The sequence below is a fragment of the Streptococcus halitosis genome (assembly GCF_003143695.2).
In the GTDB taxonomy this organism is placed as follows: Bacteria; Bacillota; Bacilli; order Lactobacillales; family Streptococcaceae; genus Streptococcus; species Streptococcus halitosis.
Genome location: NZ_QEMY02000004.1, coordinates 1 through 13,474 on the forward strand (window position 1 = coordinate 1; position 13,474 = coordinate 13,474).

Below are 13,474 nucleotides of genomic sequence, written 5' to 3' on the forward strand. Positions count from 1 at the left end.
GGAGATACACCTGTACCCATGCCGAACACAGCAGTTAAGCCCTAGAACGCCGGAAGTAGTTGGGGGTTGCCCCCTGTGAGATATGGAAGTCGCTTAGCTTTTATCCGCCATAGCTCAGTTGGTAGTAGCGCATGACTGTTAATCATGATGTCGTAGGTTCGAGTCCTACTGGCGGAGTACTGACAAAAAACGTTCAATTGAACGTTTTTTTATGTGACTATTAGTTCGTCTTGCTCCGTCAGGTGAAGTACATAGACGGGTAGTTATGACTTTTAAGTGAAGTAGATAGTTGAAAATCTAAGTCTTAGTTTTTGTACCTATAATTACCTCTTTATTTTATTTTTAGTTCGTTTAGCTTTAAATTCTTCTTTTATAGGATTTGAAGCTTTTTTAGTTCCTTTTTTTGTTAGACTAGTGTTAGTAATAAGAAAGGGAATTTTTATATGCTTCAGAAATTTTATGACCGAGCATTTGTTTTTTTGAAACTAGTTGAACAAGAATATGCCTCTTTAGGCCAGAGTTGTGCTGAGTGGGAATCACTTCATCTTCGTTTTTTACTATATTATTTAATCCGATTTAAAATAAAAAGTGACAGGGACTTTTCACTATATCACTTTAAAACAGCTTATCGTCTATATCTAGATGAATTCCTGCAAGGTGGTACAACTCTTATCCAATAAGAAACTCATAAATCATATATCACGAACAATAATCTGTATTGATTTTATATTTTTTAGGATTTTATTTAATTTTTAAGGTTTTGGATTTTGTTATTTACAGAAATCCCAAATCTTTTCTACTGTTTCTTCTTGATAAAAAAGTGTTTTTTTCTTATAATAAGTTGTAAGATATAATTGTGGGTGAAATTCCTGCCATGTGTATGAGAAAGGACGAGCTCCTAGTAGCTCAGACGAAATTTATTATGACTTCAGTTGTTGTTGTAGGTACCCAATGGGGCGATGAAGGTAAAGGAAAAATTACAGATTTTCTTTCAGCCAATGCGGAAGTGATTGCTCGTTACCAAGGTGGTGATAATGCAGGTCACACCATTGTTATTGATGGTAAAAAGTTTAAGTTGCACTTGATTCCATCTGGAATTTTCTTCCCTGAAAAAATTTCAGTTATTGGAAACGGTATGGTTGTAAACCCTAAATCTCTTGTGAAAGAATTGTCTTATCTGCATGAAGAAGGTGTTACAACAGATAATCTACGTATCTCTGATCGTGCGCATGTTATTTTGCCTTACCACATTGAGTTGGATCGCTTGCAAGAAGAGGCTAAAGGTGACAATAAGATTGGTACTACAATAAAGGGAATCGGTCCAGCCTATATGGACAAGGCAGCCCGTGTAGGTATCCGTATTGCAGATCTTTTGGATAAAGAAATTTTCCGTGAGCGTTTGGAACGCAATCTTGCGGAAAAGAATCGTTTGTTTGAAAAATTGTATGATAGTGAACCTATTTCAGTTGATGATATTTTTGAAGAGTATTATGAGTATGGTCAACAAATCAAGCAATACGTGACAGATACTTCTGTTATCTTGAACGATGCGCTTGATAATGGCAAACGTGTGCTGTTTGAAGGTGCGCAAGGTGTTATGTTGGATATTGACCAAGGTACTTATCCATTTGTTACTTCTTCAAACCCTGTCGCTGGTGGTGTAACAATTGGGTCTGGTGTTGGTCCAAGTAAGATTGACAAGGTTGTAGGTGTTTGTAAAGCCTATACGAGTCGTGTAGGGGACGGACCTTTCCCGACTGAATTGTTTGATGAAGTGGGAGATCGCATTCGCGAAGTAGGTCATGAATACGGTACAACAACTGGTCGTCCACGTCGTGTGGGTTGGTTTGACTCAGTTGTGATGCGTCACAGCCGCCGTGTATCTGGGATTACCAATCTTTCATTGAACTCTATAGATGTTTTGAGTGGTTTGGATACTGTGAAAATCTGTGTGGCCTATGATCTTGATGGTCAACGTATTGACTACTATCCTGCTAGTCTTGAGCAGTTGAAACGCTGCAAGCCAATCTATGAGAAATTGCCAGGTTGGTCAGAAGATATCACTGGAGTCCGTAATTTAGAAGACCTTCCTGAGAATGCACGTAACTATGTTCGTCGTGTAAGCGAGTTGGTTGGGGTTCGTATTTCTACTTTCTCAGTAGGTCCTGATCGTGAACAAACTAATATTTTAGAAAGTGTTTGGTCATAGGAGATTTTTAAGATTAGTTTAAGATAGGTCGGGTATACTATAGACAGTTACAAGAAGACCTCCTAACTTGTTGTAACAAATATCCTAAACTTTTCTTTTTCATAATAATCTCCCTATTAAGTCACCGCATTCGGTGGCTTTTTTTGTCTTGGGAATCATGATATAATAGAATCGACAAGTAGGAAAAGGAATAATCAATGAATTATACAGTTGAAGAAAAAGAAAGCTTCATGAGAGAGGCCTTGAAAGAGGCAGAAATTGCTCTAGAACACGATGAAATTCCAATTGGCTGTGTGATTGTCAAGGATGGAGAAATCATTGGTAGGGGGCATAATGCTCGTGAGGAGTTGCAACGGGCAGTCATGCATGCAGAAATCATGGCTATTGAGAATGCTAATCTGAGTGAAGAGAGCTGGCGTTTACTAGATTGCACCCTTTTTGTGACCATAGAGCCCTGTGTGATGTGTAGTGGGGCAATCGGGCTTGCCCGTATTCCAAACGTAGTCTACGGGGCTAAGAATCAGAAATTTGGTGCAGCTGGAAGTTTGTATGATATTTTGACAGATGAGCGTCTCAATCATCGTGTAAAGGTTGAAACGGGAGTTTTGGAGAGTGAGTGTGCAGCGATTATGCAGGATTTTTTCCGAAATCGACGGAAAAAATAATTTCTCTTTAAAAACAGAGGGGAATGTGGTATAATAAATAGTGGAGCAACAGTTCTGCGTGAAGCGGGTCAGGGGAGGAATCCAGCAGCCCTAAGCGATGTGAATTGTGTGCTCTTTTTTCGTGCTTTTTTCGAATAAATAAGATAAAATAGCCTAGAATAATGATAATAGAAAAGAGAAAAATATGAAAATTCGTGGTTTTGAATTGGTTTCGAGTTTTACAGATGAAAATTTATTGCCCAAGCGTGAGACAGCTCATGCGGCTGGCTATGACTTAAAGGTTGCCGTGCGTACGGTGATCGCACCAGGAGAGATTGTCTTAGTTCCGACAGGGGTTAAGGCTTATATGCAACCAACTGAGGTCCTCTACCTTTATGATCGCTCTTCAAACCCTCGTAAAAAGGGCTTGGTTTTAATTAACTCAGTTGGAGTTATTGATGGGGATTATTATGGCAATCCCGGGAATGAGGGACATATCTTTGCTCAGATGAAAAATATTACGGACCAGGAAGTAGTTCTTGAAGTTGGGGAACGTGTGGTTCAGGCTGTCTTTGCGCCTTTCTTAATTGCAGACGGAGATGAGGCAGACGGGGTTCGGACAGGTGGATTTGGTTCGACTGGGCACTAAGATGAAAATTATCTTTGTACGCCACGGGGAGCCAGATTATAGTATGCTTGATAAACTTGAAAATCCGCAACTCTATAGTGGTTTTGGTCGTGATTTAGCACCATTGACAGGAAAAGGTCGCAGTCTGGCAAAAGAAGTTGCTAAAACTGCATGTTTTGGAAAGGCAGAGATTATTATTTCATCGTCTGTGACGAGGGCTTTAGAAACAGCCCATTATATAGCAGTTGAAACAGGATTGGACTTATTTGTGGAGCCGTTTTTTCATGAGTGGCGTCCAGACTTAGATGGCACTAACTCTGATTTAACTAGTGTATTGGTAGCTCATGAATATTATCTAAAACATCAAGGAGGTTTATCTGAAGATTCTCCTTATCGCTATGAAACTGATCTAGAGATGCGTCATCGTTTTTTAAGAACTTTGGAAAAATATAAAAATTATAAAACTATTATCATTGTAACTCACGGAATGCTCATGCGCCAGTTTGTGCCAAATGAGAAGATTGATTTTTGCCAAGTGATTGAGTGTGAGTTAGAGATATAGAAAGAGGTTTATCATCGCAAAGAAAAAAGCGACATTTGTATGTCAAAATTGTGGGTATAATTCCCCTAAATATCTGGGACGTTGTCCTAACTGTGGGTCTTGGTCTTCTTTTGTAGAAGAGGTTGAGGTTGCAGAGGTCAAGAATGCGCGTGTGTCCTTGACAGGTGAGAAAACCAAGCCTATGAAACTGGCTGAGGTGACTTCAATCAACGTCAATCGAACCAAGACGGAGATGGAGGAATTCAACCGTGTGCTTGGAGGTGGAGTGGTACCAGGGAGTCTCGTCCTTATCGGTGGGGATCCAGGAATCGGGAAATCAACCCTTCTCCTACAAGTTTCAACCCAGTTGTCCCAAGTGGGTACGGTTCTCTATGTCAGTGGGGAGGAGTCTGCTCAGCAGATTAAGCTACGAGCAGAGCGCTTGGGAGATATTGATAGCGAGTTTTATCTCTATGCAGAAACCAATATGCAGAGCGTTCGAGCTGAGGTGGAGCGCATCCAACCAGATTTTCTCATCATCGACTCTATCCAGACCATTATGTCTCCTGAAATTTCAGGGGTGCAGGGGTCTGTTTCTCAGGTGCGTGAGGTGACAGCTGAACTCATGCAGTTGGCGAAGACTAATAACATTGCTATTTTTATCGTAGGGCATGTGACCAAGGAAGGAACCTTGGCTGGTCCACGTATGTTGGAACATATGGTGGATACGGTGCTTTACTTTGAAGGGGAACGCCACCATACCTTCCGTATCTTGAGAGCGGTCAAAAACCGTTTTGGCTCGACTAATGAGATTGGCATATTTGAGATGCAGTCGGGCGGATTGGTTGAGGTACTCAATCCGAGTCAAGTTTTCCTAGAGGAGCGTTTGGATGGGGCTACTGGCTCGTCAATCGTTGTGACCATGGAAGGGACCCGTCCGATTTTGGCGGAGGTCCAGGCTTTGGTAACACCAACCATGTTTGGAAATGCTAAACGCACGACGACAGGACTTGATTTCAATCGTGCAAGTCTGATTATGGCTGTTTTGGAAAAACGGGCAGGGCTTCTCTTGCAAAATCAGGATGCCTATCTCAAATCTGCTGGTGGCGTGAAATTGGATGAACCTGCGATTGACTTGGCTGTTGCGGTTGCCATTGCTTCGAGCTACAAAGACAAGCCTACCAATCCTCAGGAATGTTTTGTGGGTGAACTGGGCCTGACTGGAGAGATTCGGCGCGTGAATCGTATCGAACAACGCATCAATGAAGCTGCAAAACTGGGCTTTACCAAGATTTATGTACCCAAGAATTCCTTGACAGGAATCACTCCACCCAAGGAAATTGAAGTTATTGGTGTGACGACTATTCAGGAAGTTTTGAAAAAGGTCTTTGCATAATCCGTGACAAATCCTCTTAAAAATGATAAGATAGGAGAAATATTTGATTATCAAATTTTTGAGGAGGGAATCGTGTCGTATTTTGAACAGTTTATGCAAGCCAATCAGGCTTATGTTGCCCTACATGGGCAGTTAAATCTGCCACTTAAACCCAAAACCAGAGTAGCGATCGTGACCTGTATGGACTCACGTCTGCACGTTGCGCAAGCTCTAGGTTTGGCCCTTGGGGATGCTCATATCTTGCGGAATGCGGGTGGTCGAGTAACTGAGGACATGATTCGTTCACTGGTGATTTCCCAGCAACAAATGGGGACAAGAGAAATCGTGGTGCTTCACCATACAGACTGTGGAGCTCAAACCTTTCAAAATGAAAGTTTTCATGAACATTTGAAACACGAGCTCGGGGTTGATGTGTCTGATCAAGATTTTTTACCATTTCAGGATGTTGAAGAGAGTGTGAGAGAGGATATGCAATTGCTTCGAGAATCTCCACTGATTCCTGATGATGTGGTTATTTCAGGTGCTGTCTATGATGTGGATACAGGAAGTATGAGAGAAGTATACTAACTTTGTCTCGAAAAAATTTCATCCTAGCATAAAATCGATTGTTAAAATATAGGATTTTTAGTTTTAATATAGCTAATATAAAATAGTAAAAAACAAGGGTATAAATGTTTACTCTTGTTTTATTTTTGATTGAAAAATAAAGGAAAAAGCGCTACAATGGTAGATGGAAAATGTTGTGAAAAAACAAGTGATACATAAATACCGGAGGAAATCATGTCTTTTTCTGATTTAAAGCTGTTTGCCCTTTCTTCTAATAGAGAATTGGCAGAGCGTGTGGCGCAAGAAATTGGGATAGAGTTGGGGAAATCGACTGTTCGCCAATTTTCAGATGGGGAGATTCAGGTCAACATTGAAGAATCAATCCGTGGAAAACACGTCTTTATCCTACAATCAACTAGTTCACCTGTAAATGATAATTTACTTGAAATTTTGATTATGGTGGACGCATTGAAGCGTGCTAGTGCAGAATCTGTCAATGTTGTTATGCCCTACTATGGCTATGCACGTCAGGATAGAAAGGCGCGCGCGCGTGAGCCAATCACTGCAAAACTCGTTGCAAATATGCTTGAAGTAGCTGGAGTGGATCGTTTATTGACAATCGACTTGCATGCTGCGCAGATTCAGGGATTCTTTGATATTCCTGTAGATCACTTGATGGGTGCTCCTTTGATTGCGGACTATTTTGAACGTCGTGGCATGGTTGGCTCTGACTACGTGGTTGTCAGTCCAGACCATGGTGGGGTGACTCGTGCTCGTAAATTGGCAGAGTTTTTGAAAACTCCAATTGCGATTATTGACAAACGCCGTAGTGTAGACAAGATGAATACCAGTGAAGTGATGAATATTATCGGTAAGGTAGAAGGTAAGACTTGTATCTTGATTGACGATATGATCGATACAGCTGGAACTATTTGTCATGCGGCAGATGCTCTTGCTGAAGCAGGTGCTGTTGAAGTTTACGCAAGCTGTACGCACCCAGTTCTTTCTGGGCCAGCTATGGACAATATCCAAAAATCAGCTATTAAGAAATTGGTTGTTTTGGATACTATCTACCTACCAGAAGAGCGTTTGATTGATAAGATTGAACAAATTTCGATTGCTCATCTTTTGGGAGACGCTATTATCCGTATCCACGAAAAACGTCCTCTTTCTCCGTTATTTAGTATCGAGAAAAAAATCTAAACTTTCACTTGAAATAGATCGTTCTCCTAGCAGGCTTCTTTTCTTGCTAGGAGATTTTTATAGTCAAAATCTGCAAGCCTTTTCAAAATATGCTATACTGAGAAAAAAGGAGGATTTCTATGAGTCAAGAATTTATCAATCCAAGTGATGGTGTGATCCGTCAGTATCTGGAGACCAGTAAAACGTTAGCGGTAGTGGGCTTGTCCGATCGTGAAGAAACAACTAGCAATCGAGTGACCAAGGAAATGCAGGATCGAGGCTATAAAATCATTCCAGTTAATCCCAAGGCTGCAGGTGGGGAAATTTTGGGAGAGAAGGCTTATGCGAGTCTAGCTGAGATTCCTTTTCCTGTGGACATTGTCAATGTATACCGACGGAGCGAGTTTTTACCAGATGTGGCGCGTGATTTTCTCAAGGCTGATGCCAAGATTTTTTGGGCGCAATTAGGACTTGAAAATATAGAAGCGGAAGAAATCTTGCGTGCTGGAGGATGCGATGACATCGTGATGAATCGCTGTATCAAGAGAGAACACACACGCTTAATTCTTGAGCAATAAAAAGGTAGCCAGTAGGCTACCTTTTTGTATTATAAAGTACCAATCAATGCTTGCATGCCAAGACTGGTGAGGATGATGGCAATCCAGCAAAGTGCTCCAAGAAGAATGGATTTACCGCTGGATTTGACCATAGCTACTAGATTGGTTTTGAGACCGATAGCACTCATGGCCATAATAATGAGGAATTTGGAGAGTTGTTTGAGAGGGGTGAAGAAGCTACTAGACACACCGAGAGAGGTGAGAAGAGTCGTTAAGAGAGAGGCCAGGATGAAATAAAGGATAAAAAGTGGGAAGACCTTTTTTAGTTGGAAATCTTGGCTGTTTTTTTGTTGGCGACTTTGCCAGTAGGAGAGAAAGAGCGTAATAGGAATGATCGCTAAGGTGCGCGTGAGTTTAACAATGGTTGCAGACTCGAGGGTATTGGTCTGATAAAGACTGTCCCAAGCACTAGCTGTGGCCGTTACAGAAGAAGTATCATTGACCGCAGTTCCTGCAAAGAGAGCAAAGCCGTCATTAGATAGATGAAGCCAGGTTCCTAGAGTTGGAAAGATGAGCGCAGCCAAGATATTGAAGAAAAAGATAACGGAAATGGCTTGGGCGACTTCCTTTTCCTTAGCATGGATAACAGGCGCTGTCGCCGCAATGGCAGAACCTCCACAGATCGAAGACCCCACTCCAATCAAGGTAGCCAGTTTTGTATCCAGTGCAAAGAAGCGCTGGAAGAGGTAGGCAACAATCAAGGAAATTGAAATTGTTGATAGGATGACAGGGAGTGAAGTTTGTCCAACTGCAAAGACTTGCGAGATATTGAGACCGAAACCAAGCAAGATAACAGCATACTGGAGTAATTTTTTGGAACTAAAGGTCAAACCTGCATCTAGTTGTTTGTAGGGGGAGAGCCAGGGGTGTAGGAGCATTCCTATAAAGATTGCAAAAACGGGTGCACCCACGACGGGGAAAAGTCCTCCTAGAAACCAAGAAATGATAGAAATGAGAAGGCAGGCCAAGATGCCTGCTCCATTTTTTGATAGAAATGACATAAAAACCTCCAATCATAATCTGTTACCATTATAGACCTGTAAACAGGAAAAGTAAAATAGAAAGTGGAAAGATATTATATAATGTATTTTTGCGGTCGGGGGGCTTTTGTAGTATAATAGAGATACGTTTTGAGAGTAGGAGGTATCTATGGACTTAACTAAGCGCTTTAATAAACAATTAGATAAGATTCAAGTTTCCTTGATTCGCCAGTTTGACCAGGCTATTTCGGAGATTCCTGGGGTCCTGCGTTTGACCTTGGGAGAACCTGATTTTACAACGCCAGATCATGTTAAGGAAGCGGCTAAGCGGGCCATTGACCAGAACCAATCCTACTATACAGGGATGAGTGGTCTGTTAACATTACGTCAGGCAGCTAGTGATTTTGTAAAAGAAAAATACCAGCTAGATTACAATCCTGAAAATGAGATCTTGGTTACAATTGGGGCGACAGAGGCTTTATCGGCTACTTTGACAGCTATTTTGGAAGAGGGAGATAAGGTGCTCTTGCCAGCTCCTGCCTATCCAGGTTATGAGCCGATTGTCAATCTAGTTGGGGCAGAGGTTGTCGAGATTGATACGACTGAAAATGGTTTTGTCTTGACTCCTGAGATGTTGGAAAAGGCCATTTTGGAGCAAGGCGACAAGCTCAAGGCGGTCATTCTCAACTATCCAGCCAATCCGACAGGAATTACCTATAGTCGGGAGCAGTTGGAAGCCTTGGCGGACGTTTTACGCAAGTATGAGATTTTCGTTGTCTGTGATGAGGTTTACTCAGAATTAACCTATACAGGCGAAGCCCATGTATCTTTGGGAACTATGCTGAGAGATCAGGCTATTATTATCAATGGTTTATCTAAGTCTCATGCTATGACAGGTTGGCGTTTAGGCTTTATCTTTGCTCCTGTGGCCTTTACAGCTCAGTTAATTAAGAGTCACCAGTACTTGGTAACTGCCGCAAACACTATGGCTCAACATGCTGCGGTGGAGGCTTTGACGGCGGGTAAAAACGACGCGGAGCCTATGAAGAAGGAGTACATTCAGCGTCGTGATTATATTATCGAGAAAATGACTGCTCTTGGTTTTGAGATTATCAAACCAGACGGTGCCTTCTATATCTTTGCTAAGATTCCTGCTGGCTACAATCAAGATTCCTTTGCTTTTCTGAAGGATTTTGCTCAGAAGAAGGCTGTTGCCTTTATCCCTGGTGCCGCCTTTGGACGCTACGGAGAAGGCTATGTTCGCCTATCTTATGCAGCTAGCATGGAGACTATCAAAGAAGCCATGAAACGACTTGAGGAGTACATGAGAGAAGCATGATTCAGTCTATCACGAGTCAAGGCTTGGTGCTCTACAATCGTAATTTTCGTGAGGATGACAAGTTAGTCAAGATTTTTACCGAGCAGGCTGGCAAGCGCATGTTTTTCGTCAAACACGCTGGTCAGTCCAAACTAGCTCCGGTTATTCAGCCCTTGGTGTTGGCGCGATTTCTCTTACGAATCAATGATGATGGGCTCAGCTATATCGAGGACTACCATGAGGTGATGACCTTTCCTAAGATTAATAGTGATCTCTTTGTCATGGCTTATGCGACCTATGTTGCTGCTCTTGCAGATGCTAGTTTGCAGGATAACCAGCAGGATGCTCCCTTGTTTACTTTTTTGCAAAAGACTTTGGAGTTGATGGAAGAGGGTTTGGATTATCAGGTTTTGACCAATATTTTTGAAATTCAAATCTTGACCCGATTTGGGATTAGCCTTAATTTTAATGAGTGTGTCTTTTGCCATCGGATCGGTCAGGCTTTTGACTTTTCTTTCAAATATGGAGCCTGCCTCTGCCCAGAGCATTATCATGAAGATGAGAGACGTTGCCATCTCAATCCCAATATCCCTTATCTACTCAATCAATTTCAAGCCATTGATTTTGAGACCTTGGAGACCATTTCGCTCAAGCCCGAAATTAAGCAAGACTTGCGCAAGTTTATAGATCAAATCTACGAAGAGTATGTTGGAATTCACCTAAAATCAAAGAAATTTATTGATTCCCTAGCAGACTGGGGACAATTACTAAAAGAGGAAGACAAATGAAAAAAATTGCAGTAGATGCTATGGGGGGCGATTATGCACCTCAAGCTATCGTTGAGGGTGTCAATCAAGCCCTGGCTGACTTTTCAGATATTGAGGTTCAACTCTATGGAGACGAAAGCAAAATCAAGCAATATCTAACAGCGACAGAACGTGTCAGCATTATCCATACGGATGAGAAGATTGATTTTGATGATGAACCTACAAAAGCTATTCGTAAGAAGAAAAATGCCAGTATGGTATTAGCGGCTAAGGCAGTCAAAGAAGGAGAGGCAGACGCTGTCCTCTCGGCTGGGAATACAGGTGCCTTGTTGGCTGCAGGATTCTTCATTGTAGGTCGTATCAAGAATATCGACCGTCCTGGACTCATGTCGACCTTACCGACCATTGATGGCAAAGGCTTTGACATGCTAGACCTTGGAGCCAATGCGGAAAATACAGCCCATCATCTGCACCAATACGCTGTTTTGGGTTCCTTTTATGCGAAAAATGTTCGTGGGATTTCGAAACCACGTGTTGGTTTGCTCAACAATGGAACAGAAAGCAGCAAGGGTGATCCCCTTCGTAAGGAAACCTACGCCTTGCTAGCAGCTGATAAAAGCTTGAATTTTGTCGGAAACGTGGAAGCGCGTGATTTGATGAATGGCGTTGCGGATGTTGTTGTGGCAGATGGTTTCACGGGAAACGCTGTTCTCAAATCTATTGAAGGGACAGCCATGGGTATCATGGGCTTGCTTAAGACAGCTATCACAGGTGGTGGTCTTCGAGCGAAACTAGGTGCTCTTCTTCTCAAGGATAGCCTTAAAGGTTTGAAAAAGCAACTCAACTATTCAGATGTTGGTGGAGCGGTCTTGTTTGGTGTTAAGGCACCGGTTGTCAAGACTCATGGCTCAAGTGATGCCAAGGCTGTGTATAGTACGATTCGCCAGATTCGTACCATGCTAGAAACAGACGTAGTCGCCCAGACTGCGCGTGAATTTTCAGGAGAATAAAAAAGATGACAGAAAAAGAAATTTTTGACCGTATTGTAACCATTATCCAAGAGAGACAGGGAGAAGACTTTGCCGTAACAGAAGCCTTAAGTTTGAAAGACGATCTAGATGCGGACTCAGTGGACTTGATGGAGTTTGTCTTGACACTAGAAGATGAATTTGGTATCGAAATCACTGATGAGGAAATCGATCAACTTCAAAGTGTAGCGGATGTAGTAGCGATTATTAAAGATAAAAAATAGCCAAAAGCAACATGCAAATCATGTTGTTTTTTATTTGCAGAAAAAAGAGAAACTTTTAGTAGAAATTGCGAATAAAGAGATGAGAAAGAAAAAGGAGGAACATTTATGTATGTGATTGGTTTTTATCCGTGGTTCATTAAGTGGTTTTTAAAATAAAAATGAATGAATTGTTCATTTTCGAATTGTTTTTCGAATAGATAGGTAAGGAAAAGGGAAGGAGACTATGTGATGTATTTACCAATCTTATTGCCATGGTTGATCAAATGGTATTTAAAATAAATGAAATTTACCTGTTCATTTTAAATTACTTCTCGAATAAAAAAGTGAGAAGAAAAGGAAGGAGAGAAGGAAATGATTTCAGTAATTTACCCAATCTGGCTATTTAAGTGGCTTAGAGGTTAAAGATTAAATATTATATAGAAAAAATAAGGAGAAAAAAGATGACAAATTTTGACAACATGGAACAGAACTTTGTAGCTCTTACAGAAGAAGAGTTGACGGATGTGAATGGGGGAGCATGGCCGATTGTAGCTTGGGTGATTGCTAATCCTGTGACAGCAGCTAAAATTGCTGGTGGAATTACTGCAGCAGGAATTGCAGGTTATAATTATGTGACGGGTAGATGGTAATAGAAGGAGGAGATGATATGGAAAAATCTATTTTAAAATTTGAAACAATGACTGATACGGACTTGCAGGAAATTCAAGGGGGAGCCTTTCCCCTTCTTATCCCTGTGGCAGTTGGTTTTGTAAAAGGTTTTGTATATACAGGTGGAGCTATTTTAACAACTCGAGCACTCTTTTCAGGTAAATAGGAGTCTGCTATGAAAAAAATCTTATTAGGATTTGCTGAGGGGTATTTTGTCGTATCGATTATTCTTTATATCGCAACGTATTTGATTATGAAAAATCCGATCAATACTCTGTTTTATCCAGAAACCTATCCAATTCTACTTGGTCTGTTTTATCTAGTATACAAGTACAAAACAAAAGAAAGTAAGATAGGGAATTGATGAACCATCAGATCGGAGTTTGAGATGAAAGTCGTTCAATTACTACAAAAAGCTTGGCCAGAGTTTATTGTATTGTTTAGTTCAATGGCTTATCTAATGATTAGAATTGTGGCTGATGTAAACAAAATAAATTTACCTACATGGTTTGAATGTTTTGATATACCTACGATTTCATTATTTTTGATGACCTTTATCTTACTTTATAAAAGTAAAGAAAATATCATTTCAGAATAATTTATTTCTGGGCATTCATTTTTTAACGGTTGCTTTAAGCAGGCAGAACTTTCGTTCTGCCTTTTTACATTTAAACGATAGTTTATGCTTTTTAAAGTGCGTTTTAGGCGTAAAAATAGTTTTTTCAGAAATAATTCCCTTATTTCTT

The 13,474-nt window shown here is 41.0% G+C and carries 18 protein-coding genes, 1 tRNA gene, 1 rRNA gene and 1 other RNA gene; 20 read left to right on the top strand and 1 reads right to left on the bottom strand.

Annotated elements, in window-relative coordinates; all coding sequences use genetic code 11:
• From rrf to DB729_RS08085, 12 genes are all read left to right on the top strand, one after another.
• Positions 1–98: ribosomal RNA gene (gene rrf, locus DB729_RS08030) — 5S ribosomal RNA — on the top strand; the annotation flags it as partial.
• A 5-nt stretch (positions 99–103) separates the two neighbouring features.
• Positions 104–177, top strand: a tRNA-Asn gene (locus tag DB729_RS08035).
• A 266-nt stretch (positions 178–443) separates the two neighbouring features.
• Positions 444–680: a sigma(X)-activator ComW gene (comW, locus tag DB729_RS09495; RefSeq protein ID WP_000939505.1), complete on the top strand. Its 237-nt coding sequence runs from the start codon at positions 444–446 to the stop codon at positions 678–680.
• Positions 681–922: 242 nt separating this feature from the next.
• Positions 923–2,209, top strand: a complete 1,287-nt coding sequence (locus DB729_RS08045; RefSeq protein WP_033583615.1) for an adenylosuccinate synthase — start codon at positions 923–925, stop codon at positions 2,207–2,209.
• 197 nt (positions 2,210–2,406) lie between these two features.
• Positions 2,407–2,874 carry a tRNA adenosine(34) deaminase TadA gene (gene tadA, locus DB729_RS08050; RefSeq protein ID WP_033583534.1) on the top strand — a complete coding sequence of 156 codons (468 nt, stop codon included), beginning with the start codon at positions 2,407–2,409 and terminating at the stop codon, positions 2,872–2,874.
• 32 nt (positions 2,875–2,906) lie between these two features.
• An RNA gene (gene ffs, locus DB729_RS08055) (signal recognition particle sRNA small type) lies at positions 2,907–3,000 on the top strand.
• Positions 3,001–3,058: 58 nt separating this feature from the next.
• A complete protein-coding gene (locus DB729_RS08060) occupies positions 3,059–3,502 on the top strand; it encodes a dUTP diphosphatase (RefSeq protein ID WP_000701988.1) in 444 nt (147 codons plus the stop codon).
• 1 nt (position 3,503) lies between these two features.
• Complete coding sequence (locus DB729_RS08065) at positions 3,504–4,043, top strand: histidine phosphatase family protein (protein WP_000691249.1); 540 nt, start codon at positions 3,504–3,506, stop codon at positions 4,041–4,043.
• Between the two features lie 13 nt (positions 4,044–4,056).
• Positions 4,057–5,418, top strand: coding sequence for a DNA repair protein RadA (gene radA / locus DB729_RS08070; RefSeq protein ID WP_081021137.1), 1,362 nt, complete (start codon positions 4,057–4,059; stop codon positions 5,416–5,418).
• 72 nt (positions 5,419–5,490) lie between these two features.
• The gene (locus DB729_RS08075; RefSeq protein ID WP_002876632.1) at positions 5,491–5,985 is read left to right on the top strand and encodes a beta-class carbonic anhydrase; all 495 of its coding nucleotides are present in this window, start codon (positions 5,491–5,493) and stop codon (positions 5,983–5,985) included.
• A 213-nt stretch (positions 5,986–6,198) separates the two neighbouring features.
• A complete protein-coding gene (locus tag DB729_RS08080; protein ID WP_000010175.1) occupies positions 6,199–7,167 on the top strand; it encodes a ribose-phosphate diphosphokinase in 969 nt (322 codons plus the stop codon).
• 119 nt (positions 7,168–7,286) lie between these two features.
• Complete coding sequence (locus DB729_RS08085) at positions 7,287–7,724, top strand: CoA-binding protein (protein ID WP_109290221.1); 438 nt, start codon at positions 7,287–7,289, stop codon at positions 7,722–7,724.
• A 29-nt stretch (positions 7,725–7,753) separates the two neighbouring features.
• On the opposite strand, the gene DB729_RS08090 is transcribed toward DB729_RS08085, so the two are convergent.
• Positions 7,754–8,764 (bottom strand): YeiH family protein, encoded by a 1,011-nt coding sequence (locus DB729_RS08090; RefSeq protein WP_109290222.1) that lies wholly within the window; start codon positions 8,762–8,764, stop codon positions 7,754–7,756.
• A gap of 148 nt (positions 8,765–8,912) precedes the next feature.
• Here DB729_RS08090 and DB729_RS08095 point away from each other — a divergent pair, with 148 nt between their 5' ends.
• The 8 genes from DB729_RS08095 (at position 8,913) to DB729_RS08130 (ending at position 13,326) form a co-directional block, all read left to right on the top strand.
• Positions 8,913–10,082 carry a pyridoxal phosphate-dependent aminotransferase gene (locus tag DB729_RS08095; RefSeq protein WP_045616604.1) on the top strand — a complete coding sequence of 390 codons (1,170 nt, stop codon included), beginning with the start codon at positions 8,913–8,915 and terminating at the stop codon, positions 10,080–10,082.
• Complete coding sequence (gene recO / locus DB729_RS08100) at positions 10,079–10,849, top strand: DNA repair protein RecO (RefSeq protein ID WP_096422951.1); 771 nt, start codon at positions 10,079–10,081, stop codon at positions 10,847–10,849. The genes DB729_RS08095 and recO overlap by 4 nt, the downstream gene beginning before the upstream one ends.
• Positions 10,846–11,838 (top strand): phosphate acyltransferase PlsX, encoded by a 993-nt coding sequence (gene plsX, locus DB729_RS08105; protein WP_109290223.1) that lies wholly within the window; start codon positions 10,846–10,848, stop codon positions 11,836–11,838. Before recO ends, plsX begins: the two co-directional genes overlap by 4 nt.
• Before the next feature lie 5 nt (positions 11,839–11,843).
• Complete coding sequence (locus tag DB729_RS08110) at positions 11,844–12,080, top strand: acyl carrier protein (protein ID WP_000136435.1); 237 nt, start codon at positions 11,844–11,846, stop codon at positions 12,078–12,080.
• A 440-nt stretch (positions 12,081–12,520) separates the two neighbouring features.
• Entirely contained in the window at positions 12,521–12,709 is a 189-nt protein-coding gene (locus DB729_RS08115) for a class IIb bacteriocin, lactobin A/cerein 7B family (RefSeq protein ID WP_049501355.1), read from the top strand.
• Between the two features lie 17 nt (positions 12,710–12,726).
• The gene (locus tag DB729_RS08120; RefSeq protein ID WP_000415691.1) at positions 12,727–12,894 is read left to right on the top strand and encodes a bacteriocin; all 168 of its coding nucleotides are present in this window, start codon (positions 12,727–12,729) and stop codon (positions 12,892–12,894) included.
• 9 nt (positions 12,895–12,903) lie between these two features.
• A complete protein-coding gene (locus DB729_RS08125; protein WP_109290224.1) occupies positions 12,904–13,092 on the top strand; it encodes a hypothetical protein in 189 nt (62 codons plus the stop codon).
• 24 nt (positions 13,093–13,116) lie between these two features.
• Positions 13,117–13,326, top strand: coding sequence for a hypothetical protein (locus DB729_RS08130; protein ID WP_000869800.1), 210 nt, complete (start codon positions 13,117–13,119; stop codon positions 13,324–13,326).
• The last annotated feature ends 148 nt before the right edge of the window (positions 13,327–13,474 follow it).

Bases quoted from the DNA above. Each gene is read 5' to 3' on its own strand.
- comW (WP_000939505.1), top strand. From the start codon at position 444: ATGCTTCAGAAATTTTATGACCGAGCATTTGTTTTTTTGAAACTAGTT.
- DB729_RS08045 (WP_033583615.1), top strand. From the start codon at position 923: ATGACTTCAGTTGTTGTTGTAGGTACCCAATGGGGCGATGAAGGTAAA.
- tadA (WP_033583534.1), top strand. From the start codon at position 2,407: ATGAATTATACAGTTGAAGAAAAAGAAAGCTTCATGAGAGAGGCCTTG.
- DB729_RS08060 (WP_000701988.1), top strand. From the start codon at position 3,059: ATGAAAATTCGTGGTTTTGAATTGGTTTCGAGTTTTACAGATGAAAAT.
- DB729_RS08065 (WP_000691249.1), top strand. From the start codon at position 3,504: ATGAAAATTATCTTTGTACGCCACGGGGAGCCAGATTATAGTATGCTT.
- DB729_RS08080 (WP_000010175.1), top strand. From the start codon at position 6,199: ATGTCTTTTTCTGATTTAAAGCTGTTTGCCCTTTCTTCTAATAGAGAA.
- DB729_RS08085 (WP_109290221.1), top strand. From the start codon at position 7,287: ATGAGTCAAGAATTTATCAATCCAAGTGATGGTGTGATCCGTCAGTAT.
- DB729_RS08090 (WP_109290222.1), bottom strand. From the start codon at position 8,764: ATGTCATTTCTATCAAAAAATGGAGCAGGCATCTTGGCCTGCCTTCTC.
- DB729_RS08095 (WP_045616604.1), top strand. From the start codon at position 8,913: ATGGACTTAACTAAGCGCTTTAATAAACAATTAGATAAGATTCAAGTT.
- recO (WP_096422951.1), top strand. From the start codon at position 10,079: ATGATTCAGTCTATCACGAGTCAAGGCTTGGTGCTCTACAATCGTAAT.
- plsX (WP_109290223.1), top strand. From the start codon at position 10,846: ATGAAAAAAATTGCAGTAGATGCTATGGGGGGCGATTATGCACCTCAA.
- DB729_RS08110 (WP_000136435.1), top strand. From the start codon at position 11,844: ATGACAGAAAAAGAAATTTTTGACCGTATTGTAACCATTATCCAAGAG.
- DB729_RS08115 (WP_049501355.1), top strand. From the start codon at position 12,521: ATGACAAATTTTGACAACATGGAACAGAACTTTGTAGCTCTTACAGAA.
- DB729_RS08120 (WP_000415691.1), top strand. From the start codon at position 12,727: ATGGAAAAATCTATTTTAAAATTTGAAACAATGACTGATACGGACTTG.
- DB729_RS08125 (WP_109290224.1), top strand. From the start codon at position 12,904: ATGAAAAAAATCTTATTAGGATTTGCTGAGGGGTATTTTGTCGTATCG.
- DB729_RS08130 (WP_000869800.1), top strand. From the start codon at position 13,117: ATGAAAGTCGTTCAATTACTACAAAAAGCTTGGCCAGAGTTTATTGTA.